The organism is Streptomyces sp. NPDC055632, assembly GCF_053618675.1.
The window spans coordinates 1-20723 of the sequence record NZ_JBSHHY010000014.1 but is presented as its reverse complement, the minus strand read 5'-3'; the positions used below and the strand labels follow the sequence as shown (position 1 = coordinate 20723).

Sequence of the window (20723 nt, the reverse complement as noted above, 5' to 3'; positions counted from 1 at the left end):
CACATGGGACTCACCATCGGCGTCGACATCGGCGGCACGAAGATCGCGGCCGGCGTGGTCGACGAGGAGGGCAACATCCTCGACACGCACAAGGTGCCCACCCCGCCGACCCCCGAGGGCATCGTCGACGCGATCAGCACGGCGGTCTCCGAGGCCGGCAAGGGCCACGCGATCGAGGCCGTGGGCATCGGCGCCGCCGGCTACGTCGACGACAAGCGCGCCACCGTCCTCTTCGCGCCGAACATCGACTGGCGGCACGAGCCGCTCAAGGACAAGGTCGAGCAGCGCGTCGGCCTGCCCGTCGTCGTCGAGAACGACGCCAACGCCGCGGCCTGGGGCGAGTACCGCTTCGGCGCCGGCCAGGGCCACGAGGACGTCATCTGCATCACCCTCGGCACCGGCCTCGGCGGCGGCATCATCATGGGCAACAAGCTGCGCCGCGGCCGCTTCGGCGTGGCCGCCGAATTCGGCCACATCCGGGTCGTCCCCGACGGCCTGCTCTGCGGCTGCGGCAGCCAGGGCTGCTGGGAGCAGTACGCCTCCGGCCGTGCCCTCGTCCGGTACGCCCGGCAGCGCGCCGCCGCCACCCCGGAGAACGCCGAGGTCCTGCTGAGCCTCGGCGACGGCAGCCCCGAGGGCATCGAGGGCCGCCACGTCAGCCAGGCCGCCCGCGCCGGCGACCCGGTCGCCGTCGACTCCTTCCGGGAGCTGGCCCGCTGGGCCGGTGCCGGCCTCGCCGACCTGGCCTCGCTCTTCGACCCCTCGGCGTTCATCGTCGGCGGCGGCGTCTCGGACGAGGGCGAGCTCGTCCTCGGCCCGATCCGCAAGTCGTTCCGGCGCTGGCTGATCGGCGGCCAGTGGCGCCCGCACGCCCAGGTCCTCGCCGCCCAGCTCGGCAACAAGGCCGGCCTGGTCGGCGCCGCGGACCTGGCCCGCCAGGGCTGACCTCTGCACGGGGCGCCCGCAGGGAGGCCCCGCGCGACCGCACCCGTACGGGGACACCCGTACGAAGGCGGATGAACACCTTGCGACGACCGCCCGCCGCGTCCCCTCGGACCCGGCGGGCGGTCGTCGTATGTTGGCCCGCATGGCGATCACCGAACTGCCCAACTCCCGCACCGAAGAGGACGGTTCGGCCGTCCTCCGGGTCCTGAGCTACAACGTCCGCTCGATGCGCGACGACGAGGACGCACTCGCCCGGGTCATCCGGGCCTGCGCCCCCGACGTCGTCTTCGTCCAGGAGGCCCCGCGCTTCTTCCGCTGGCGCAAGCACGCCGCCCGGCTCGCCGCCAAGAGCGAGCTCGTCGTCCTGAGCGGCGGCGCCACCGCGGCGGGCCCGCTGCTGCTCTGCTCCCTGCGGGCCACCGTGGAACGCACCGAGGACGTGCTCCTCCCGCTCACCCCCGGCCTGCACCGCCGGGGCCTGGCGACGGCGGTCGTCCGCTTCGGCGGGGCCCGGGTCGGACTGATCAGCTGCCACCTGAGCCTGCGCGAGGACGAGCGGTACGCCCAGGCCGGCATGGTCCTCGACCGGGTCGCCGCCCTCGGCACCCCGCACGTCCTCGTCGCCGGCGACCTCAACGAACGGCCCGGCGGCCCCGCCTTCACCCGGCTGACCGGGGAGCTCCGGGACGGCTGGGCCGTCAGCCCGTGGGGCGGCGAGCACACCTCGGTCCCCGAGGACCCGCACCAGCGCATCGACGCCGTCCTGGCCACCCCCGGCGTCGAGTTCCTCGGCTGCGGGGTCCCGACGGACCTGGACCCCGCCGACCTGAGGGCCGCCACGGACCACCTGCCGGTGCTCGCGGCGGTCCGGGTGCCCGCCCCGTAGGACCCGGAGCCCCGGGGCCCGTCCGGCCCCGATCCGCCGGACGGGCCCTACACGACCGCCCCGCGCCCCGGGTCGTCGAAGTCGTCGTCGTCGTCCTGCTTCATGCGCGCGACCAGGGTCGCGAAGCCGCCCAGGAAGCCGCCCACGCAGAGCGTCGTCAGCCACCAGGTCATGTCCCACTGGAGGAGGACGGCCACGAGCAGCAGCACCGGGCCGCCGATCACACCGAGCCAGGCGAACTTGGCCGTCGCGTCCGCCTCCGGCAGCGGGGGCGGCTCCGGCGGCACGAAGTGGCCCTCGTCCGAGCCCTCCGGGTCGTCCTCCGGCTCGGCGGGGGAGTAGTCCCGGGGTCCGGCGGGCCGCACCCCGGGCGCGAACACGATCGAGCCGCCGAGCACCGGCTTCTCCGGGCCGGCCCCGTCCGCCTCCGTCCCCGCCTTCGGCTCCTCGCCGTCCCCGGGCTCCTTCTCCGTACCGGAGTCCCCGGAAGCTTCGGCGGAGTCCCCGGAAGTCCCGGAGCCCCCGGAAACGCCGGAAGTCCCGGAGCTCCCGGAAGACCCGGAGTCCCCCGGCCCGCCGTCCGCCTTCGGCTTCCAGACCAGGTCCGGCTTCCCGGCCGCCTGCGGCGCGTCCCCGGCCTTCTTCTTCCGGACCCCGTCGTCCTCGTCCCCGTCGAGGTCCTCCGGCTCCGGCAGCGACAGGTTCTCGATCGGCCGGTACGGCCTCGTCCCCGGCGGGTCCGCGGGCTCCTCGCCGTATCCCGCGACGATCGCGGCCCAGGCCGCCTCCTCGTCGATGGGCTGCGGATCCCGGTCTCCGCCGTCCTGCTGCTCAGCCACCGCTCCTGCTCCCCTTCCCGCCGACCGGTTCCGGCGCGAGACGCTCGACGAAGGCCCAGCTCTCGTCGAAGATCCGCTCCGCGTCATGGTCCAACGTCGCCACGTGGTAGCTCTGTTCCAGCAGGACCTCGCGGACGTCCGTCGAGGAGACCCGGCTCAGGATCCTGGCCGAGTCGGCCGGCGGCACCACGTGGTCCTGCGGACTGTGCAGCAGCACCAGCGGCTGCGTGACCTGCGGCAGCTCCCCGTCCACCGTACGGAAGAACCGGCGCAGCGAGTACGCCGAGTGCAGCGGCACCCGGTCGTAGCCCACCTCCGTCACGCCTTCCTTGGCGATGTCGTTGGCGACGCCCTTCGTGGTGGCGACCAGGTGCCGGACGACCGGCAGCGCGTGCGCGGCCACGCCGTGCACCTTGTTGCCCGGATTGACCAGGACGAGCCCCCGCACCGCGTCCCCGTGCCGGGCCGCGAGCCGCAGCGCGAGCGCCCCGCCCATGGAGAGGCCGAAGACGAAGACGGTCCCGCACCGCTCCCGGAGCTCGCGCAGCGCCCGGTCCACCTCGGCGTACCAGTCGTGCCAGGTGGTGATCCGCATGTCCTCCCAGCGCGTGCCGTGCCCCGGCAGGAGCGGCACCGACACCGACAGGCCGCGCTCGGCCAGGTACTCGGCCCACGGACGCATCGACTGGGGGGAACCGGTGAATCCGTGACAGAGAAGGACGCCGACCTCTCCGCCCTCATGGCGGTACGGCTCGGCTCCGGGAAGGACCGGCACCGGGGTCTCCTGTTCGCTCGGCTTCGCGTTCGCCACCGGACGCGTCCCCGGATGCGCCCTGGGTGCGCCTCCGGTGCGCCGAAGCGACGGAAAATGGGGAAGGGCCTTCACCGTACGCGACCGGACCGACACCGACCAGGGCCGTAGCGGGGGGCGTGCGCCGGTACGGGATAAAGTCGGGGCCCGACAGCACACGGAAGGCATGGCGAGTTGATCTACGGCGCAATGAAGTTCTCCCTCGGCGGGTCCCTGAAGCTCGCCTTCCGTCCCTGGGTGGAGGGTCTGGAGAACGTTCCCGCCGACGGGCCCGCCATCCTGGCGAGCAACCACCTGTCCTTCTCGGACTCCTTCTTCCTGCCGGCCGTGCTCGACCGCAAGGTCACCTTCATCGCCAAGGCCGAGTACTTCACCAGCCCCGGCGTGAAGGGAAAGCTCACCGCCGCCTTCTTCAAGGGCGTCGGCCAGCTCCCGGTGGACCGTTCGGGTGCCCGGGGCGCCGGCGAGGCCGCCATCAAGGCGGGCATCGAGGTCATCGAGGGCGGCGGCCTCTTCGGCATCTACCCCGAGGGCACCCGCTCGCCGGACGGACGCCTCTACCGGGGCAAGCCCGGCGGCCTGGCCCGGGTCGCCCTGGCCACCGGCGCGCCCGTGATCCCGGTCGCCATGATCGACACCGAGAAGATCCAGCCGCCCGGCAAGCTCGTCCCCAAGCTGATGCGCCCGGGGATCCGCATCGGCAAGCCGCTGGACTTCGCCCGCTACCAGGGCATGGAGGGGGACCGCTTCATCCTCCGCTCGGTGACCGACGAGGTCATGTACGAGATCATGAAGCTGTCCGGCCAGGAGTACGTCGACATCTACGCCACCGCCGCCAAGCGGCAGATCGCGGAGGCGGAGAAGGCGGCCAAGGAGGCCGTGAAGGCCGAGATCGCCGCCCGCGAGGAGTCCGGGGCGTAGGGCCTGTCCGGCGGATCAGGGTCGGACAGGCCCTGGGCCACGGGCACAGGCGGGGGAACGCACGAGGGAGAACCGCCCCGCGAGGGGCGTCGGGGGTGGGGGAGATGGCCGGGCGCGAGCGCGTCGTGCGGATGTCGGTCGAGCAGCCGCTGTGGCGGGCGCTGACCGGCTACCGCGTCCTGACCATGGGCTATGCGGTCCTGGTCTTCGTCTTCGGCCGCGACCGCTACGAGCGGCCCTGGATCGGCGTCGTCTACCTGGCGGTGCTGTGCGTCTGGACCCTCGCCACCCTTCCCAAGGTGGCGAACGCGGCCGGCTGCACCAAGCGCTTCCTCGGCGCCGACCTCGCCCTCGCCCTCACCGGCATCCTCCTCACCCCGCTCGCCGACGCCCACGCCCAGTCGGTCGACGGCCCCACCCTGCCCTCCATATGGACGGCCGGCTCCGTCCTCGCGTTCGCCATCAAGGGCGGCTGGCGCTGGGCCGGCGTCGCCTCCTCCCTCGTCGCCGTCGCCAACATCGTCGAGCGCGGCCACCCCAGCCAGGACACCGTCCACAACGTGATCCTGGTCTGGGTCGCCTCCATCGCCATCGGGTACGTCGTCGAGGTCGCCCGCGCCTCCGAGCGCACCCTCGCCCGCGCCCTGGAGATCGAGGCCGCCACCCGGGAGCGGGAGCGGCTGGCCCGCGACATCCACGACAGCGTCCTCCAGGTCCTCGCGATGGTGCAGCGGCGCGGCACCGCGCTCGGCGGCGAGGCCGCAGAACTGGGCAGGATGGCCGGCGAGCAGGAGGTGGCCCTGCGCACCCTGGTGGCGGGCGGGCTCGCCCGGCCCAGCCTGGTCTCCGAGGACGAGTCCGAGGGGGCCGTGGTCCGGGTCGTGGAGGTGGACGACGAGGCGGACGACTCCGCCCCCGTCGACCTGCGCGTCCTGATCGCCCCGCGTGCCGGCTCCCGGGTCACCCTCTCCGAACCGGGCGCGCCGGTCCTGCTGCCGCCGCCCGCCGCCCGCGAGCTGGCCGCGGCCGTCGGCGCCGCCCTGGACAATGTGGGGGTGCACGCGGGCGAGGACGCCCACGCCTGGATCCTGATCGAGGACTGGCCCGACGAGGTGATCGTCACCGTCCGGGACGACGGACCGGGCATCCCGGAGGGCCGCCTCGCGCAGGCGGAGGGCGAGGGCCGGATGGGCGTCGCCCTCTCCATCCGGGGGAGGCTGCGGGACCTGGGCGGCAGCGCCGAGGTCGTCTCGGTCCCGGGTCAGGGCACGGAAGTCGAGTTGAAGGTCCCACGGGGGAAGGCGGAGGAGCAGTGAGCGAGCAGCGGATCAGGGTGATGGTCGTGGACGACCACCCGATGTGGCGGGACGCGGTCGCCCGCGACCTCGCCGAGGCGGGCTTCGACGTGGTCGCCACCGCCGGCGACGGCGAGCAGGCCGTGCGGCGCGCGGCGGCGGCCGTCCCCGACGTCCTCGTCCTGGACCTGAACCTGCCGGTCAAGCCCGGCGTCCAGGTCTGCAAGGAACTGGTCGGCGCCCGGCCGGAGCTGAGGGTCCTCGTCCTCTCGGCGAGCGGCGAGCACGCCGACGTCCTGGAGGCGGTCAAGTCCGGCGCCACCGGCTACCTCCTCAAGTCCGCCAGTACGGAGGAGCTGACCGACGCGGTGCGGCGCACGGCCGCCGGCGACCCCGTCTTCACCCCCGGTCTGGCCGGCCTGGTCCTCGGCGAGTACCGCCGGCTGGCCTCCGAGCCCGCTCCGGTCGCCGGCGGCGACGGGCCGAAGGCCCCCCAGCTGACCGAGCGCGAGACCGAGGTCCTGCGGCTCGTCGCCAAGGGCCTCAGCTACAAGCAGATCGCCGAGCGCCTGGTCATCTCGCACCGCACGGTGCAGAACCACGTCCAGAACACCCTCGGCAAGCTCCAGCTGCACAACCGGGTCGAGCTCGTCCGGTACGCCATCGAGCGCGGTCTCGACGACGCGTAGACCCGTCCGACGGGCCGGGGCCGGGCGGGGGCCGTATATTCGCGCTGACAGGACACAGGCGCCGGTACCCGGCCCGTCACCGCACCGAGGGGCATGCGTGGAAATCCTGGCATTCGGCGTGCAGGCGGACGAGAAGCCCCTCATCGAGCGGGCCTTCGAGGGGTACCACGACGTCCACTGCCTGGACGTCTTCCTCACCGAGGACACCGCCCGCATCGCGGCCGGCTACGAGATCGTCTCCACCAGCGTCAACGCCGTCCTGGACCACCGCGTCCTGCAGACCCTCGCCGCCGGCGGCACCCAGATGATCGCCCAGCGCTCCACGGGCTTCAACAACATCGACCTGGAGGTCGCCGAGCGCCTCGGCCTCACCGTCGCCCGGGTGTCGTACTACTCGCCGTACTCGGTCGCGGAGTTCGCCTGGACCCTCGCCATGGCCGTCAACCGGCGGATCGTCCGCGCCTCCAACCGGACCCGCGACTTCGACTTCCGCCTCGACGGGCTGATGGGCCGCGACCTGCGGGGGCGCACCGTCGGCGTCCTCGGCACCGGCAAGATCGGGGAGGCCTTCACCCGGATCGCCCACGGCTTCGGGATGAAGCTCCTCGGCTGGGACGTCGCCGAGAACCCGGCCTGCCTCGACCTCGGCATGCGGTACGTCGAGAAGGAGCGGCTCTTCGCGGAGTCGGACCTCGTCAGCCTCCACGTGCCGCTGCTCCCGGCCACCCGGCACGTCGTCGACGCCGCCGCCCTCAGGGCGATGAAGGACGACGCCATCCTGGTGAACTCCAGCCGCGGCGGGCTCGTCGACACCGAGGCCCTGGTCGCCGAGCTCCGCGCCGGCCGCTTCACCGGCGTCGGCCTGGACGTGTACGAGGCGGAGGCCGGGCTCTTCTTCCTCGACAAGTCCCTGGAGGTCGTCGAGGACGACACCCTGGCCCGCCTGGTCACCTTCCCGAACGTGGTGGTCACCTCCCACCAGGCGTACTACACGGCGGACGCCGTCGGCCAGATCGTGGACACCACCCTCCGCAACGTCCTCGACCACATCGCGGGCCGGCGCAGCGAGAACGTCCTGGTCCCCAGGGCCGGGTGACCCGGCGGCCCGGTCCCGGGGACCTCCGGACCCTCAGACCAGCACGCCCGCGAGGAGCGAGGCCGTGAGCGCCGCGCCCTCCGTCGTCAGGACCGACTCGGGGTGGAACTGCACCCCGGCGAAGCCGGGCCCGCGCAGGGCGTGCACCTCGCCCGTCCCCGGGTCGCGGCTGACCTCGATCCGGTGCAGCGCCAGCTCCTCGGCCGCCCGGTCGTCGCAGCGGGCGGTGAAGCTGTTGTAGAAGCCGACCGTCCGCTCCTGCCCGAAGAGGTCGATCCGCATCTGGGCGCCCTGGAACGGCACCCGCTTGCGGACGATCTCCAGGCCCAGCTCGGCGGCGATCAGCTCGTGGCCGAGGCACACCCCCAGCAGGCCGTGCCGGTGGTCCCGGACCAGGTCGGCCGTCAGGCCGCGCAGGAACCGCATCTTCGGATCGGCCGCGTCCGAGGGGTCCCCGGGCCCGGGGCCGAGCACGACCGGCCCCTCGTGCGCGAGCGCGAGCTCCCGCAGCCCCGGCTCGTCGTACCGGAGCACCGACACCTCAAGACCCGAGGAGCGCAGCACGTGCGCCAGCATCGCCGTGAAGGTGTCCTCGGCGTCCACCACGAGCGCGTGCCCGGACAGCTCGGCCGAGCGGACCTGCATCTTCAGCCAGAACGGCGCCAGGTCCGCCCGGCGCGCGTCGAGCGCGGCCCGCACGCGGGGATCGTCGGCCAGCCGGGGAGCGGCGGGCGCCTCCGCCGCCGGCCGGCCCTCCCGCACGCCCAGCGCGGTGAGGATCCCGGCCGCCTTGGCGTGGGTCTCGGCCACCTCGCCCGCCGGGTCCGAGTGCCGCACCAGGGTCGCGCCGACCGGCACCCGCAGCCGCCCGTCGGCGGCGATGTCGGCCGTACGGATCAGGATGGGGGAGTCCAGCGTCTGCCCGCCGGACCCGTCCGTGCCGAGGAGGGCGAGCGCCCCCGCGTAGTAGCCGCGGCCCCCGGCCTCGTGGCGCTCGATCACCCGGCAGGCGTTCTGCACCGGCGACCCGGTCACGGTCGCCGCGAACATCGTCTCCCGCAGCACCTCCCGCACGTCGAGCGACGACCGGCCGCGCAGCTCGTACTCGGTGTGCGCGAGGTGGGCCATCTCCTTCAGGCGCGGACCGATCACCACCCCGCCCCGGTCGCCCACCGTGCACATCATCTTCAGCTCCTCGTCCACCACCATGGACAGCTCCTCGGTCTCCTTGCGGTCGCCGAGGAAGGCGAGCAGGTCCTCCGGGGTGGGGGCGGCGCCGGCCGGGTAGCGGTACGTGCCGCTGATCGGGTTCATCACGACCGTCCCGCCCGCCATCCGGACGTGCACCTCGGGGCTCGCCCCGATCAGGGTCCGCTCCCCGGTGTGCACGACGAAGGTCCAGTACGCGCCCCGCTCGCCCGCCAGCAGCCGCCGGAACAGGGCGAGCGCGTCGGCGCGCCCGAAGCCGGGGACCTCCCCGGTGTAGGTGCGCCGGATCACGAAGTTCGCGCCCTCGCCGGAGCCGATCTCCTCGTCGATCACCCGCCGCACGGTCTCCGCGTACTCCTCGTCGGAGACGTCGAACCCGCCCCCCTCGACCCGCACGTCGTGTGCCGGGAGCTGCTCCAGGGCCTCGGCGAGCGGCAGCTCGTGCACCTCGTCGGCGACGAGCACGGAGAGCGGGGTGCCGTCGTCGCGCACGTCGAAGCCGCGCTCCCGGATCTGCCGGAAGGGCACGAGCGCGAGCGTCGGCAGCGGGCCCACGGGCAGCTCCGCGAGGCGCTCGGCCTCGTGGACCCGGCCGATCAGCACCTCGACGGTGTCGTGGTCGCGGCCCGGGGTGCGCCTGCGCAGCAGGGCGAAGGGAGGGCAGGAGTCGTCGAGCAGACGGGAGAGCTCCATGGGGTCCGTCGTTCCTTCCATCGATGTGCGGAGAGGAACGGCCCCGGGTACGGGAAAGGCCGCCCCTCGGGCGGCCTTCGCGTGTGTTTCGGTGTACGCGCAGTCAGTGGGCCGCCGGAAGAGCGGTCCACCACCAGTTCGTGTTCAGGGGCGCGTACATGCGAGCACTGTAACCCAGCCGGGGCCCGGTGCGGCGGCATGAAGCCCAGCGACCGACATTCCGGACAGTCGTCTCAGCCACTGGTCGGTGGGACAGGACCGGACGAAGAACCCCGTAATGTTGTCCGTGTGACCGTGAACGCTGATTCCCACGCCGTCGCCGAGGCGACCTGGCGAGACCTGCCCGCGGCGCAGCAGCCCGAGTACCCCGATGCCGAGGCTCTGCGCGATGTGATCGCGGACCTCGAGTCGTATCCTCCGCTCGTCTTCGCCGGCGAGTGCGACCAGCTGCGTGCCCGGATGGGAGCCGTCGCCCGTGGCGAGGCGTTCCTGCTCCAGGGCGGCGACTGCGCCGAGGCCTTCGACGCCGTGTCCGCCGACCACATCAGGGCCAAGCTCAAGACGCTGCTCCAGATGAGCGCCGTCCTCACCTACGCGGCCTCCGTGCCCGTGGTGAAGGTCGGCCGCATCGCCGGGCAGTACTCCAAGCCCCGCTCCAAGGGGACCGAGACCCGCGACGGCGTGACCCTGCCGACGTACCGCGGCGACTCCGTCAACGGCTTCGACTTCAACGAGGCCTCCCGCGTCCCGGACCCCGAGCGCCTGAAGCGGATGTACAACGCCTCCGCCTCCACGCTCAACCTGGTGCGCGCCTTCACCACCGGCGGCTACGCCGACCTGCGCCAGGTGCACGCCTGGAACCAGGACTTCGTGAAGTCGTCCCCCTCGGGCCAGCGCTACGAGGCGCTCGCCCGCGAGATCGACAACGCCCTGAACTTCATGAAGGCCTGCGGGACCGACCCGGCCGAGTTCAAGGCCGTCGAGTTCTACGCCTCCCACGAGGCGCTGCTGCTCGACTACGAGGGCGCCCTGACCCGTACGGACTCGCGCACCGGCAAGCTGTACGACACCTCCGGCCACATGGTCTGGATCGGCGAGCGCACCCGCCAGCTCGACCACGCCCACATCGAGTTCGCCTCGCGGATCGCGAACCCGATCGGCATCAAGCTGGGCCCGACGACCACGTCGGAGGAGGCGCTCACCTACATCGACCGCCTCGACCCGGACCGCGAGGCGGGCCGGCTGACCTTCATCGTCCGCATGGGCGCCGACAAGGTCCGCGACAAGCTCCCCGAGCTGGTCGAGAAGGTCACCGCCTCCGGCGCGGTCGTCGCCTGGGTCACCGACCCGATGCACGGCAACACCTTCGAGGCCGCCTCCGGCCACAAGACGCGCCGCTTCGACGACGTCCTGGACGAGGTCAAGGGCTTCTTCGAGGTCCACAAGGAGCTGGGCACCCACCCCGGCGGCATCCACGTCGAGCTCACCGGTGACGACGTCACCGAGTGCGTGGGCGGCGGCGACGAGATCTTCGTCGACGACCTGCACCAGCGCTACGAGACGGCCTGCGACCCGCGCCTGAACCGCAGCCAGTCGCTCGACCTGGCGTTCCTGGTGGCGGAGATGTACCGCGATCAGTAAGTGGTTTCCTACGACGATGGGGCGCGGATCCTTGTGATCCGCGCCCCATCGTCGTTTTCAGGTCTTTTACCGCCCCGGCTCACCGGGTAAGGTTAGGTTAACCTAAACGATCTCGGCGGGAGGTGAACCGCGTGTACGTCTGCTCATGCTTCGGTGTCACGGAGAAGCAGGTCAAGGAGCACGCGGACGCGGGCGCCCACACGCCCCGCCAGATCGCCTCCGCCTGCAAGGCCGGAACGGACTGCGGGTCCTGCGTCCGTCGCATCCAGGCGATTCTCGGGCGCGGCAACTGCCCCCGGCGCGAGCTCGTCGACCGGGGCGTCCCCGCCCTGGCGGCCGAGAAGGCCGCTCCCGTCACCGCCCTCGGGGAAGCCGCCTGACCTCGGAGGGGATCAGCTCGGCTGCTCGATGAGCGTCGAGATGTAGAGCGCCTCACCCAGGGACTCGATCAGCTCCAGCTGCGTGTCCAGGTAGTCGATGTGGTGCTCCTCGTCCGCGAGGATCTCCTCGAAGAGGTTGGCGGACGTGATGTCCCCCTTGGCGCGCATGACCTCGATCCCGCGCCTGAGGCGGTCGATCGCCTCCACCTCGACCTGGCGGTCCGCCTGGAACATCTCGGTGACGGTCTGGCCGACGCGCACGTGGAAGAGCCGCTGGTAGTTGGGCAGGCCGTCGAGCATCAGGATGCGCTCGGTCAGCTTGTCCGCGTGCTTCATCTCGTCGATGGACTCTTCACGGGTGTACTTGGCGAGCTTCGTCCACCCCTTGTTGTCCTGGATGCGGTAGTGCAGCCAGTACTGGTTGATGGCGGTCAGCTCGCCGGTCAACTGCTCGTTCAGGAACTCGAGGACCTCGGGGTCGCCCTGCATCGCACAGGCTCCTTCCACTTCACACGGTGTGTCTACGCCATAACTGGGCAGGATGGCGGCATCCTCGCACCCCGAATGGGGGGCGTCCAGTAAGTGCAGGCTTAGTGGGAGTTGCCCCAATGGTGTCGTCGGAGTGGTCGCCTGGTCATGACCACCCCTTGCGGTCTGTCACCATGGATGACATGGGTCAGCCGGAGAGCGGAGTACACCGGGAAGCGGATCAGCCGGATCGTTCGCCGGGCCTTCCGGCGGATCTCCCGCCGGGACAGCGGATCCAGCGCGGCTGGCCGGTCACCCACTACGGTCCCGTACCCAAGTTCAAGCCGGACCGCTGGGAGTTCCGCGTCTTCGGGGCGACGGCCGACGGCGACAAGCGCTGCTGGAACCACGAGGAGTTCTCGGCCCTCCCGTTCTCCACGGTCGTGGCCGATCTGCACTGCGTCACGAAGTTCAGCATGCTCGGGTCCGAATGGGGTGGTGTCCCCGCCCGCACGGTCCTGGAGCTCGCCCCGCCCGCGCCCCAGGTCACCCACGTGATGGTCTGGGCCGAGTACGGCTACAGCGCCAACATGCGGCTCGCCGACTTCGCCTCGGACCGTACGATCTTCGCCACCCACATGGACGGGGAGCTGCTCACCGCCGAGCACGGCTTCCCGCTGCGGCTCGTCGTCCCCCACCTGTACGCCTGGAAGGGGCCGAAGTGGGTCCGGGGCGTGGAGTACATGGCCGCCGACCGGCGGGGCTTCTGGGAGGAGCGCGGCTACCACAACCTCGGCGACCCGTGGCGGGAGCAGCGCTACTCGTACCAGGAGGAGCCCGGGGACGGCCCCGAGCTCTGACCCCGGCGGCTCCGGCCTCAGTGGTGGTACCGGTGGACCACCGCGTGGCCCTTGCCCCGGCCGATCAGCCACTTGTTGACCGGCGTGGTGATCACGAAGGCGGCGGCGAGGGCGATGGCGAGCACGGTCCAGAAGAGCGGATCGGACAGGTGCGCGTCCATGGCGCCGGGCCAGAGGGCGATGACGCCGTTGTCGATGATCTCCATGACCGCGATGGAGAGGGTGTCGGCGGCCAGGGCGACCCTGACGGCCGTCCGGAGGCCGACGCCCGAGGTCAGGACGCCGCGCAGGGTGAGCGCGTAGCCGAAGAAGAAGGCCAGCGCGATGGCGAGGACCATCGTCGGCACGTTGCCCCAGCCGAGCGCGGTGCCGATCACCATGCCGAGCACCTCGCCGATGGCGCAGCCGGTGAGGCAGTGCAGCGTGGCCCTGGCGGCCGTGGACCAGGAGGCCCCGGCGGGGGAGTGGTGCGGCCCGTTCCCGTGGCCGTGCCGGTGCCCGTGCTCGTGGCCGGCGTGCCCGGTCCGGTCGTGCCCGTGTTCGTGGCCGGCGTGTGCTTCGTGTCGCATGAGGGCCCCCGGTGTCAGGTAGCGGTTCCTGTCGACACCGGAACCGTATACCCCCTAGGGGTATTCCCTCAAGGGCGCAGCTTCTTCAGCAGGTCCACGTCCGCCCGGTGCCCCTCCCTGCCGCCCGGCGTCTCGATGACCAGCGGCACGCCCTCCGTCGCCGGATGGCGCAGCAGCTCCCGGAAGGCGTCCTCGCCGATGTGACCGGCCCCGATGTTCGCGTGCCGGTCCTTGTGGGCGCCCACGACGTCCTTCGAGTCGTTGGCGTGGATCAGTTTCAGCCGTCCCGCGCCGACGGTCTCCACGAGCAGGTCGAGGGTCTGCGCCGCCCCGGACGGGCCCGTCAGGTCGTGCCCGGCGGCGAACACGTGGCACGTGTCCAGGCAGACGCCCAGCTTGGGGTGGCGGTCGAGGACGTCGAAGTACGGGCCGAAGTCCCAGGTCCGCGAGCAGAGCGAGGAGCCCTGCCCGGCCGTCGACTCCAGGAGCAGGTCGGGGTCGTCCGGGTGCGTCAGCTCGTCGAGCAGCGGCAGCAGCCGCTCCCGCACCTGGGCGAGCGCCACCTCGCGCGGCCGGCCGCCGGTCGCCGAGCCGGTGTGCACCACCACGCCCTTCGCGCCGATCTCCCGGCCCCGGCGCAGCGAGTGCCGCAGCGACTCCACCGACCTCTCCGCGGTGGCCTCGGTGTGCGAGCCGAAGTTGATCAGGTACGGGGCGTGGACCCAGGCCGAGAGCGACAGCTCCGCGCACTCGGCGCGGAACCGCTCGTCCTGGGCCGGGTTCCCGGCCGGGGTGGCCCAGCCGCGCGGGTTGGCGACGAAGACCTGCACGGTCTCGGCGCCCAGCTCGCGGGCGTAGCCGAGGCCGACCGTGGCGAGACCGCCGGCCACGGGGACGTGGCCGCCGACGGGGTTGCGCATGGGTGTCTACAGTCCCTTGATCGTGAGGGTGATCGCGGAGCCCTCGGGGGCGGTGGAGCCGCCCTCCACGGACTGGCTCGCGACGGTGTCGCCGAGGTACGGGAAGGTCTTCTTCAGCTTCACCTCGAAGCCCGCCCCCTCCAGGGCCGCCCGCGCGTCCTCGGTGGTCTCGCCGGTGACGTCGGGGACCTCGACCAGCTCGGGCCCCTTGGAGACGGTGAGGGTGATCGTGTCGCCCGCGGCGGCCCGGCTGCCCTCCGCGAGGGACTGGGCGGCGACCGAGCCGGCCTCCTCGGGGGAGTTGATCCGCTCGGGGGCGACCCGGACGGTGAGCCCGGCCTTCTGGAGCCCGGCCGTGGCGGCGGCGACGGCCTCGCCGGTGACGTCGGGCACGTCGATCGGGGAGCCCTTGCTGACGACCAGGGCGATCGCCGAGTCGGGGGCGCGGTCGGTGCCGGGCTCGGGGTCGGAGCCGACCACGGCGCCCCGGGCGACGGAGTCGCTGAACTCGCGGGTGACCACCCCCGCGACCAGGCCCTCCTTCTCCAGGGCCTGCTTCGCCTCCGCGAGCGGCTTGCCCCTGAGGTTCGGGACCTTCACGGTCTCCGGGCCCCGGGAGAGGGTGAGGACGACCGTGCCGTTGCCCCGCAGGCGCTCGCCGGGGGCCGGGTCGACGGCCATGACGGTGCCGCGCTCGTACACGTCGCTGAAGGCGCGCCTCGTGCTGCCGACGTCCAGGCCCGCGTCGGTGATCCGCCGCGTGGCGGCGTCCTCGGTCTGGCCGAGGACGGCGGGGACGCGGGTGAACTGGCCGGAGTTGATGTACCAGACCCCGGCGCCCAGGCCGAGGACGAGCAGGACGGCGGCGACCACGAGCAGCGGGCCGCGCGGGGGCAGCCGGCGGCCGGCGGGGGCCGCGGGCGGCTCGGGCGCGGGCATCCGGCCGGTGTGCCGCACCTCCCGGACGTCGTCCTCCGCCGGCGGCGGGAGGTCGATCACGCTGGTGCGCTCCTCGGCCGGCACGGCGCGGGCGATCACGCTCGTCCGGTCGTCGGCGGTGTCCCGGGCGCCGGACCGGGCCTGCGGCGGCACCGCGTCGAGCTGCGCGTCGGTGAGCGCGGCGCGGGCCTCCAGGACCAGGCCGAGCAGGGCGACGGCGTCGTGCGGGCGGGCCTCGGGGGCGCGGGCCGCGGCGGCCGCCACCAGCCCGTCGAGCTCCGGGGCCAGGCCCGGCACGGCGGCGGAGGGCGCGGGCACGTCGGTGTTCAGGTGCCGGTAGAGCACCTGGGCGGGCGTGTCGCCCTCGTGCGGCTTGGCGCCGGTCAGCATCTCGTACAGGACGACGCCGCAGGCGTACACGTCGGCGCGGGTGTCGGCGGTGCCGTGCTCGATCTGCTCCGGCGCCAGGTACGAGACCGTGCCGAGGACCGAGCCGGTGGTGGCGGTCGCCGAGCCCACGGCCCGGACGAGACCGAAGTCCGCGACCTTCACCCGGCCGTCGTCCCCTATCAGGACGTTCTCCGGCTTCATGTCCCGGTGCACGAACCCGGCCCGGTGCGCGGCGCCGAGCGCGGCGAGCACCGGCTCCAGGATGTCGAGCGCGGCCCGGGGCGCGAGGGCGCCCCGCTCGCGCAGCACGTCGCGGAGGGTGCAGCCGGGCACGTACTCCATCGCCAGGTAGACGTACGCGCCCTCGGCGCCCTGGTCGAAGACGCCGACGACGTTGGGGTGGGCGAGCCGGGCGACCGACTTCGCCTCGCGGATGAACCGCTCGACGAAGACGGCGTCGGCCGCGAGCTGCGGGTGCATCACCTTGAGCGCGAGGACGCGGTCGAGGCGGGTGTCGACGGCCCGGTAGACCGTGGCCATCCCGCCGACGGCGATGCGCGCGTCGACGCGGTAGCGGCCGTCGAGCAGCCGCCCGACGAGGGGGTCCTGAAGGGTCGTGTCCACGGCGACGAGTCTACGAGCCGCGCCCGCGCGTCCGGCGCGCGCGCCCCGGACCGCAGCACACCTGTGACGAGCGCACCGGGCCCCGGAGGGCGGGCGCCCCGGGCGGTCCCGGGACCGGCAGGGCAGGGCGCCCCGGGACCGGGGCGGGGTGGGGTGGCCCGGGTGCCCCGGGCCCGGGCGGGCGAGGTCTCCCGGGCGCCCCGGGGCTCAGAAGGCCGGGCGTTCCGGGTCCAGGTGGGCCAGGCCCTCCACCGGGGACGACGCCTCCGCGAAGTGGCGGCGCGGGATGCGGCCGGCCCGGTGGGCGAGCCGCCCCGCCTCGACCGCGTGCCGCATCGCGGAGGCCATCAGGACCGGTTCCTGCGCCCGGGTGACGGCCGACGCCAGCATCACCGCCGCGCACCCCAGCTCCATCGCGAGCGCCGCGTCCGACGCCGTGCCGGCCCCCGCGTCCAGGATCACCGGCACCCCCGCCCGCTCCGTGATCAGCCGGAAGTTGTGCGGGTTGCGGATGCCGAGCCCGGAGCCGATGGGGGAGCCGAGCGGCATGATCGCCGCACACCCGACGTCCTCCAGCTTCCGGGCGAGGACCGGGTCGTCGTTGGTGTACGGCAGGACGGTGAAGCCGTCGTCGACCAGGGTCTCCGCCGCGTTCAGGAGCTCCTCCCCGTCCGGCAGCAGGGTCCGCTCGTCGGCCACGACCTCCAGCTTGATCCAGTCGGTGCCGAGCGCCTCCCGCGCCAGCCGGGCGGTCAGGACCGCCTCGCCGGCCGTGAAGCAGCCCGCCGTGTTGGGCAGGACCCGGATGCCGAGCCGGTCCAGGACGGAGAGGACCGAGCCCCGCACGGTCGGGTCCAGGCGCCGCATGGCGACCGTGGTCAGCTCCGTGCCGCTGGCGACCAGGGAGCGCTCCAGGACGTCGAGGCTGGGCGCCCCGCCGGTGCCCATGATCAGGCGGGAGGAGAACTCCGTACCACCGAGGACGAACACGTCGTCGGACATCGCGCTCAGCCCCCCTGCACCGCGGTGAGGACCTCCACCCGGTCCCCGTCGCCGAGCCGCGTCGACGCCCACTCGCCGCGCGGCACCACCGTCTCGTTGACGGCGGCGGCCACCCCGGAGGGGGCCGCGGTCAGGGTCGCGACGAGGGCGTCGAGGGAGACGGGGCCGGAGAGCTCGCGCGCCTCCCCGTTCACGGACACGGTCACGGTCGCGTCGTTGGTGGGCGGGTTCGCGCTCATGCGGGCTGCTCCTGACGTGCGGGAGGGGCGGGGGAGAAACGGCGGGGGGTGAAGGGGCGGGCCTCGTCGGGCAGGGCGCCCGTGGTGAGCGCCTCGGCCATGACGTCGCCGGTGACGGGGGTCAGCAGCACCCCGTTGCGGTAGTGGCCGGTGGCCAGGTGCAGGCCGGGCAGGGCGGTGGGGCCGAGCAGCGGCGCGTTGTCCGGCGAGGCGGGGCGCAGCCCGGCCAGGGTCTCGGTGAGCGGCAGCTCGGTGAGGCCGGGCACCAGCTCGTGGGCGTCGCGCAGCAGCTCGTACACCCCGCCCGCCGTCACCGTGGTGTCCCAGCCCAGCTCCTCGCTGGTGGCGCCGACGACCAGCTCGCCGTTCTCGCGGGGCACCAGGTAGACGTGGCTGCCGCGGACGACGGCCCGGACGGTCCGGGAGAGGAAGGGGGCGTACGCGGGCGGCACCCGCAGGCGCAGGACCTGGCCCTTCACCGGGCGGACCGGCGGAAGCACCTCGTCCGGCACCCCCGCGAGCCGCCCGCTCAGGCTGCCCGCCGCGAGCACGGTCTGCCCGGCCGCCAGCTCCTCGCCCCCGGCCAGGACCGCACCGCGCGCCCGGTCCCGCACCACGCTCAGGCGCTCCGCGAGGGCCCGGTGGAAGACCACCCCGGCCCGCTCGCAGGCGACGACGAGCGCGGCGGCGAGCCGGCGCGGGTCCACCTGGTGGTCGCCGTCGACCCGGAGGCCGCCGCGCACCCCCGGCGCCAGCATCGGTTCCAGACGGCGGCACTCGCGGCCGCTCAGCCACTCCGAGGCGAGCCCGCAGCGGGTCTGCAGGGCGTGCAGCTCGCGCAGGTGGGCCCGGTCGTCGGCGTCCAGGGCGACGGCGAGGGTGCCGCAGGCGCGGTAGCCGACGTCGAGCCCGGTGGCCTCCTCCAGCTCGGCGACGAAGGCCGGATAGCGGGCGGCGGAGGCGAGGTTGAGTCCGAGCAGGGTCTCCTCGCCGTAGTGCAGCTCGGTGACGGCGGCGAGCATCCCGGCCGCGACCCGCGCGGCCCCGCCGCCCGGCTCGGGGTCGACGACGGCGGTGCTCAGTCCGCGCCGCGCGGCCCGCCAGGCCGTGACCAGGCCGATGATCCCGCCCCCGACCACGAGGACGTCGAAGGCCTTTCGGCCGTCGGAGGCTCCCCGTACGCCGGAAGCCCCTCCCGCGCCGGAGGATCTCTGTGCGTCGTCAAAAGAACGCATGGGCGTCCAGCCCCTCCCTTCGCCGGCATGACCCGGATCAGGTTCGTACGGTCGGAGGCCGGCCAGCCTCCCTCTCAGCCCGGTGCGTCCGGGCTCCCGCGAGTGCTTTACGCCCGCCAGACTAGCTTCCGCCCCGCGTCCGTCACGAGGGGGCCGTGACCCCCACCCGACCTGACGGACCGTCAGTTACGTAAGGTGGCCGTGTGAGCGAGCAGAAGCAGACCCAGCGGCGCGTCGTGGTCGTCGGCGCCGGAATGGCGGGCGTCCAGACCGCCGTCGCCCTCCGCGAGCAGGGCTTCACCGGCCCCGTGACCCTCATCGGGGCCGAACCCCACCAGCCCTACGACCGGCCCCCGCTCTCCAAGGCGGTCCTCCTCGGCAAGGCCGAGGACTCCGCCTTCGAGGTCGACTTCGAGGAGCTCGGCGTCGAACTCCGGCTCGGCGTGGACGTCACCGGACTGCGCGCCGCCGACCACGAGGTCGACACCGAGGCCGGACCCGTCCCGTACGACACCCTGGTGATCGCCACCGGCGCCCACCCGGTCGCCCTGCCCGGCTCCGAGGGCGTCCCCGGCGTCCACCTGCTCCGCACCCTCGACGACGCCGTGCGCCTCGGGCCCGTCCTGGAGCGCCGCCACACCGTCGTGGTCGTCGGCGCCGGCTGGATCGGCGCCGAGTTCGCCACCGCCGCGCTCGGGGCCGGCTGCGCCGTCACCGTCGTCGAGGCCGCGGACCTCCCGCTCGCCGGCACCCTGCCCGCCGAGGTCGCCGCCCCCATGGCCGAGTGGTACGGGGCGAACGGCGCCGAACTCCTCACCCACGCGCGCGTGGACACCGTCGAACCCGGCCGGGTCCTCCTCGCCGACGGCCGCGAACTGCCCGCCGAGGCCGTCGTCGTCGGCATCGGCGCCCGCCCCGCCACCGGCTGGCTCGCCGGCTCCGGCATCGCCCTCGACCCGAGCGGCGCCGTCACCGCCGACGACCGGCTGCGCACCTCCCTGCCCGACGTGTACGCGGTCGGGGACTGCGCCTCCTTCCCCTCCGCCCGCTACGGCGAGCGCCTCCTCGTCCACCACTGGGACAACGCCCTCCAGGGCCCGCGCGCGGTCGCCGCCGCGATCACGGGCGCCGACGCCGGACCGTACGACCCCGTGCCGTACTTCTGGTCCGAGCAGTTCGGGCGCTTCGTCCAGTACGCGGGGCACCACGCGGGCGCGGACGAACTGCTGTGGCGCGGCGACCCGGCGGACGAGACCTGGTCGGTGCTCTGGCTGCGCGCCGGGGTGCCGGTCGCCCTCCTCGCCGTCGGCCGCCCCCGCGACCTGGCCCAGGGACGGAAGCTGATCGAGGCCGCGGTCCCGGTCGATCCGGCCCGTGCGGCGGACCCCTCCGTACCCCTGAAGGCGGCGGTCCGATAGGGGGCCGCCCCACCTGATCGGCGGGACATCCCCGGGGCCCGACTACCGGCTGTCGGTCCGGGATGGCAGGCTTGTCCCGTGACCGAGATTGACGCAAAGATCGATGCTCTCGTCCCCGCCTGGCTCTACCTGCCCGACATCGCGGAGATGCTCGATGTCGAGGTGACGCGCGTGCGGCAGCTGGTCAAGGAGGGCCAGCTCATCGCCGTGCGCCGCGGAGAGAACAACGCACTCCAGGTGCCCGCCGCCTTCATCCAGGGCGACAAGGTCGTCAAGGGCCTCGCCGGCACCCTGACCCTGCTGCGGGACGACGGCTTCACCGACGAGGAGATGCTGGAGTGGCTCTTCACTCCGGACGAGAGCCTGCCGGGCACGCCCGCGCAGGCGCTCGGCGAGAACCGTGGCACGGAGGTGAAGCGCCGGGCCCAGGCGCTCGCCGTCTGACGCGCACCGCCTGACGCGCGCGCCGTCCGACGCGCGCGGCCCGACGGACGCCTCCCGGCGCCCGGGGGCCGCCGCACGTCGTCCCGCGCGCGCACCGAAGACACCACCAGCGGGCGTCGCGGGCGGCGGGGCCCCCCGGGGCGCCCCCCCCGCCCCCGGGGCGCCCCCGGGGGGGGCCCCCCCCACACCCCCCCCCCCGGCGGCCCCGCC

22 protein-coding genes and 1 riboswitch are annotated in these 20723 nt (G+C 73.7%); of the genes, 11 read left to right on the top strand and 11 right to left on the bottom strand.

Annotated features, from left to right (window positions below; genetic code table 11):
* The first annotated feature begins 3 nt into the window (after window positions 1-3).
* Together ACWGSR_RS19280 and ACWGSR_RS19275 are read left to right on the top strand one after the other, a co-directional pair.
* Entirely contained in the window at window positions 4-945 is a 942-nt protein-coding gene (locus ACWGSR_RS19280; RefSeq protein WP_376243786.1) for an ROK family glucokinase, read from the top strand.
* Window positions 946-1087: 142 nt separating this feature from the next.
* Window positions 1088-1831 (top strand): endonuclease/exonuclease/phosphatase family protein, encoded by a 744-nt coding sequence (locus tag ACWGSR_RS19275; RefSeq protein ID WP_453567702.1) that lies wholly within the window; start codon window positions 1088-1090, stop codon window positions 1829-1831.
* A gap of 47 nt (window positions 1832-1878) precedes the next feature.
* Here the strand turns inward: ACWGSR_RS19275 and ACWGSR_RS19270 are convergent, their stop codons facing one another.
* Both ACWGSR_RS19270 and ACWGSR_RS19265 read right to left on the bottom strand, forming a co-directional pair.
* Window positions 1879-2670: a hypothetical protein gene (locus ACWGSR_RS19270; RefSeq protein ID WP_453567700.1), complete on the bottom strand. Its 792-nt coding sequence runs from the start codon at window positions 2668-2670 to the stop codon at window positions 1879-1881.
* Entirely contained in the window at window positions 2663-3445 is a 783-nt protein-coding gene (locus ACWGSR_RS19265) for an alpha/beta hydrolase (protein ID WP_376243810.1), read from the bottom strand. The genes ACWGSR_RS19270 and ACWGSR_RS19265 overlap by 8 nt, the downstream gene beginning before the upstream one ends.
* Window positions 3446-3655: 210 nt before the next feature.
* Here ACWGSR_RS19265 and ACWGSR_RS19260 point away from each other — a divergent pair, with 210 nt between their 5' ends.
* From ACWGSR_RS19260 to ACWGSR_RS19245, 4 genes are all read left to right on the top strand, one after another.
* Complete coding sequence (locus ACWGSR_RS19260) at window positions 3656-4402, top strand: lysophospholipid acyltransferase family protein (RefSeq protein WP_453567698.1); 747 nt, start codon at window positions 3656-3658, stop codon at window positions 4400-4402.
* Between the two features lie 104 nt (window positions 4403-4506).
* A complete protein-coding gene (gene macS / locus ACWGSR_RS19255) occupies window positions 4507-5718 on the top strand; it encodes a MacS family sensor histidine kinase (RefSeq protein WP_376243775.1) in 1212 nt (403 codons plus the stop codon).
* 20 nt (window positions 5719-5738) lie between these two features.
* On the top strand, window positions 5739-6386 hold the full coding sequence (locus ACWGSR_RS19250; RefSeq protein ID WP_376243807.1) for a response regulator: 648 nt from the start codon (window positions 5739-5741) through the stop codon (window positions 6384-6386).
* 97 nt (window positions 6387-6483) lie between these two features.
* Window positions 6484-7482 (top strand): 2-hydroxyacid dehydrogenase, encoded by a 999-nt coding sequence (locus tag ACWGSR_RS19245; protein WP_453567696.1) that lies wholly within the window; start codon window positions 6484-6486, stop codon window positions 7480-7482.
* A gap of 33 nt (window positions 7483-7515) precedes the next feature.
* Here ACWGSR_RS19245 and ACWGSR_RS19240 read toward each other — a convergent pair whose 3' ends face one another.
* Window positions 7516-9384: an anthranilate synthase family protein gene (locus tag ACWGSR_RS19240; protein WP_453567694.1), complete on the bottom strand. Its 1869-nt coding sequence runs from the start codon at window positions 9382-9384 to the stop codon at window positions 7516-7518.
* A gap of 103 nt (window positions 9385-9487) precedes the next feature.
* Window positions 9488-9544, bottom strand: coding sequence for a trp operon leader peptide (locus ACWGSR_RS19235; RefSeq protein WP_366375856.1), 57 nt, complete (start codon window positions 9542-9544; stop codon window positions 9488-9490).
* Window positions 9545-9672: 128 nt separating this feature from the next.
* Between ACWGSR_RS19235 and ACWGSR_RS19230 the strand changes: the two genes are divergently transcribed.
* Together ACWGSR_RS19230 and ACWGSR_RS19225 are read left to right on the top strand one after the other, a co-directional pair.
* Window positions 9673-11025, top strand: coding sequence for a class II 3-deoxy-7-phosphoheptulonate synthase (locus tag ACWGSR_RS19230; RefSeq protein WP_376243766.1), 1353 nt, complete (start codon window positions 9673-9675; stop codon window positions 11023-11025).
* 122 nt (window positions 11026-11147) lie between these two features.
* Window positions 11148-11405 (top strand): (2Fe-2S)-binding protein, encoded by a 258-nt coding sequence (locus ACWGSR_RS19225; protein WP_453567692.1) that lies wholly within the window; start codon window positions 11148-11150, stop codon window positions 11403-11405.
* A gap of 12 nt (window positions 11406-11417) precedes the next feature.
* Here the strand turns inward: ACWGSR_RS19225 and bfr are convergent, their stop codons facing one another.
* Window positions 11418-11894 carry a bacterioferritin gene (gene bfr / locus ACWGSR_RS19220; protein ID WP_030205614.1) on the bottom strand — a complete coding sequence of 159 codons (477 nt, stop codon included), beginning with the start codon at window positions 11892-11894 and terminating at the stop codon, window positions 11418-11420.
* A gap of 182 nt (window positions 11895-12076) precedes the next feature.
* On the opposite strand from bfr, the gene ACWGSR_RS19215 reads away from it, so the two are divergent.
* Entirely contained in the window at window positions 12077-12733 is a 657-nt protein-coding gene (locus tag ACWGSR_RS19215; protein ID WP_366375284.1) for a sulfite oxidase-like oxidoreductase, read from the top strand.
* Between the two features lie 17 nt (window positions 12734-12750).
* Here ACWGSR_RS19215 and ACWGSR_RS19210 read toward each other — a convergent pair whose 3' ends face one another.
* The 6 genes from ACWGSR_RS19210 to thiO all read right to left on the bottom strand — a co-directional run bounded on the left by ACWGSR_RS19210 (window position 12751) and on the right by thiO (window position 18651).
* Window positions 12751-13302 carry a DUF4396 domain-containing protein gene (locus ACWGSR_RS19210; protein WP_453567689.1) on the bottom strand — a complete coding sequence of 184 codons (552 nt, stop codon included), beginning with the start codon at window positions 13300-13302 and terminating at the stop codon, window positions 12751-12753.
* A gap of 68 nt (window positions 13303-13370) precedes the next feature.
* Window positions 13371-14222, bottom strand: coding sequence for a deoxyribonuclease IV (locus tag ACWGSR_RS19205; protein WP_376243756.1), 852 nt, complete (start codon window positions 14220-14222; stop codon window positions 13371-13373).
* A 6-nt stretch (window positions 14223-14228) separates the two neighbouring features.
* On the bottom strand, window positions 14229-16175 hold the full coding sequence (gene pknB / locus ACWGSR_RS19200; protein ID WP_453567687.1) for a Stk1 family PASTA domain-containing Ser/Thr kinase: 1947 nt from the start codon (window positions 16173-16175) through the stop codon (window positions 14229-14231).
* Window positions 16176-16382: 207 nt separating this feature from the next.
* Window positions 16383-17177 (bottom strand): thiazole synthase, encoded by a 795-nt coding sequence (locus ACWGSR_RS19195; RefSeq protein WP_376243750.1) that lies wholly within the window; start codon window positions 17175-17177, stop codon window positions 16383-16385.
* A gap of 5 nt (window positions 17178-17182) precedes the next feature.
* Window positions 17183-17416: a sulfur carrier protein ThiS gene (thiS, locus tag ACWGSR_RS19190; RefSeq protein ID WP_376243748.1), complete on the bottom strand. Its 234-nt coding sequence runs from the start codon at window positions 17414-17416 to the stop codon at window positions 17183-17185.
* Entirely contained in the window at window positions 17413-18651 is a 1239-nt protein-coding gene (gene thiO, locus ACWGSR_RS19185; RefSeq protein WP_453567684.1) for a glycine oxidase ThiO, read from the bottom strand. Before thiO ends, thiS begins: the two co-directional genes overlap by 4 nt.
* A riboswitch (TPP riboswitch) is annotated at window positions 18649-18761 on the bottom strand. (Overlaps the previous gene by 3 nt.)
* A gap of 144 nt (window positions 18762-18905) precedes the next feature.
* On the opposite strand from thiO, the gene ACWGSR_RS19180 reads away from it, so the two are divergent.
* Together ACWGSR_RS19180 and ACWGSR_RS19175 are read left to right on the top strand one after the other, a co-directional pair.
* Window positions 18906-20069 carry an NAD(P)/FAD-dependent oxidoreductase gene (locus ACWGSR_RS19180; protein WP_453567858.1) on the top strand — a complete coding sequence of 388 codons (1164 nt, stop codon included), beginning with the start codon at window positions 18906-18908 and terminating at the stop codon, window positions 20067-20069.
* Window positions 20070-20147: 78 nt separating this feature from the next.
* Window positions 20148-20513 carry an Rv2175c family DNA-binding protein gene (locus ACWGSR_RS19175; RefSeq protein ID WP_366375266.1) on the top strand — a complete coding sequence of 122 codons (366 nt, stop codon included), beginning with the start codon at window positions 20148-20150 and terminating at the stop codon, window positions 20511-20513.
* Window positions 20514-20723 lie beyond the last annotated feature (210 nt).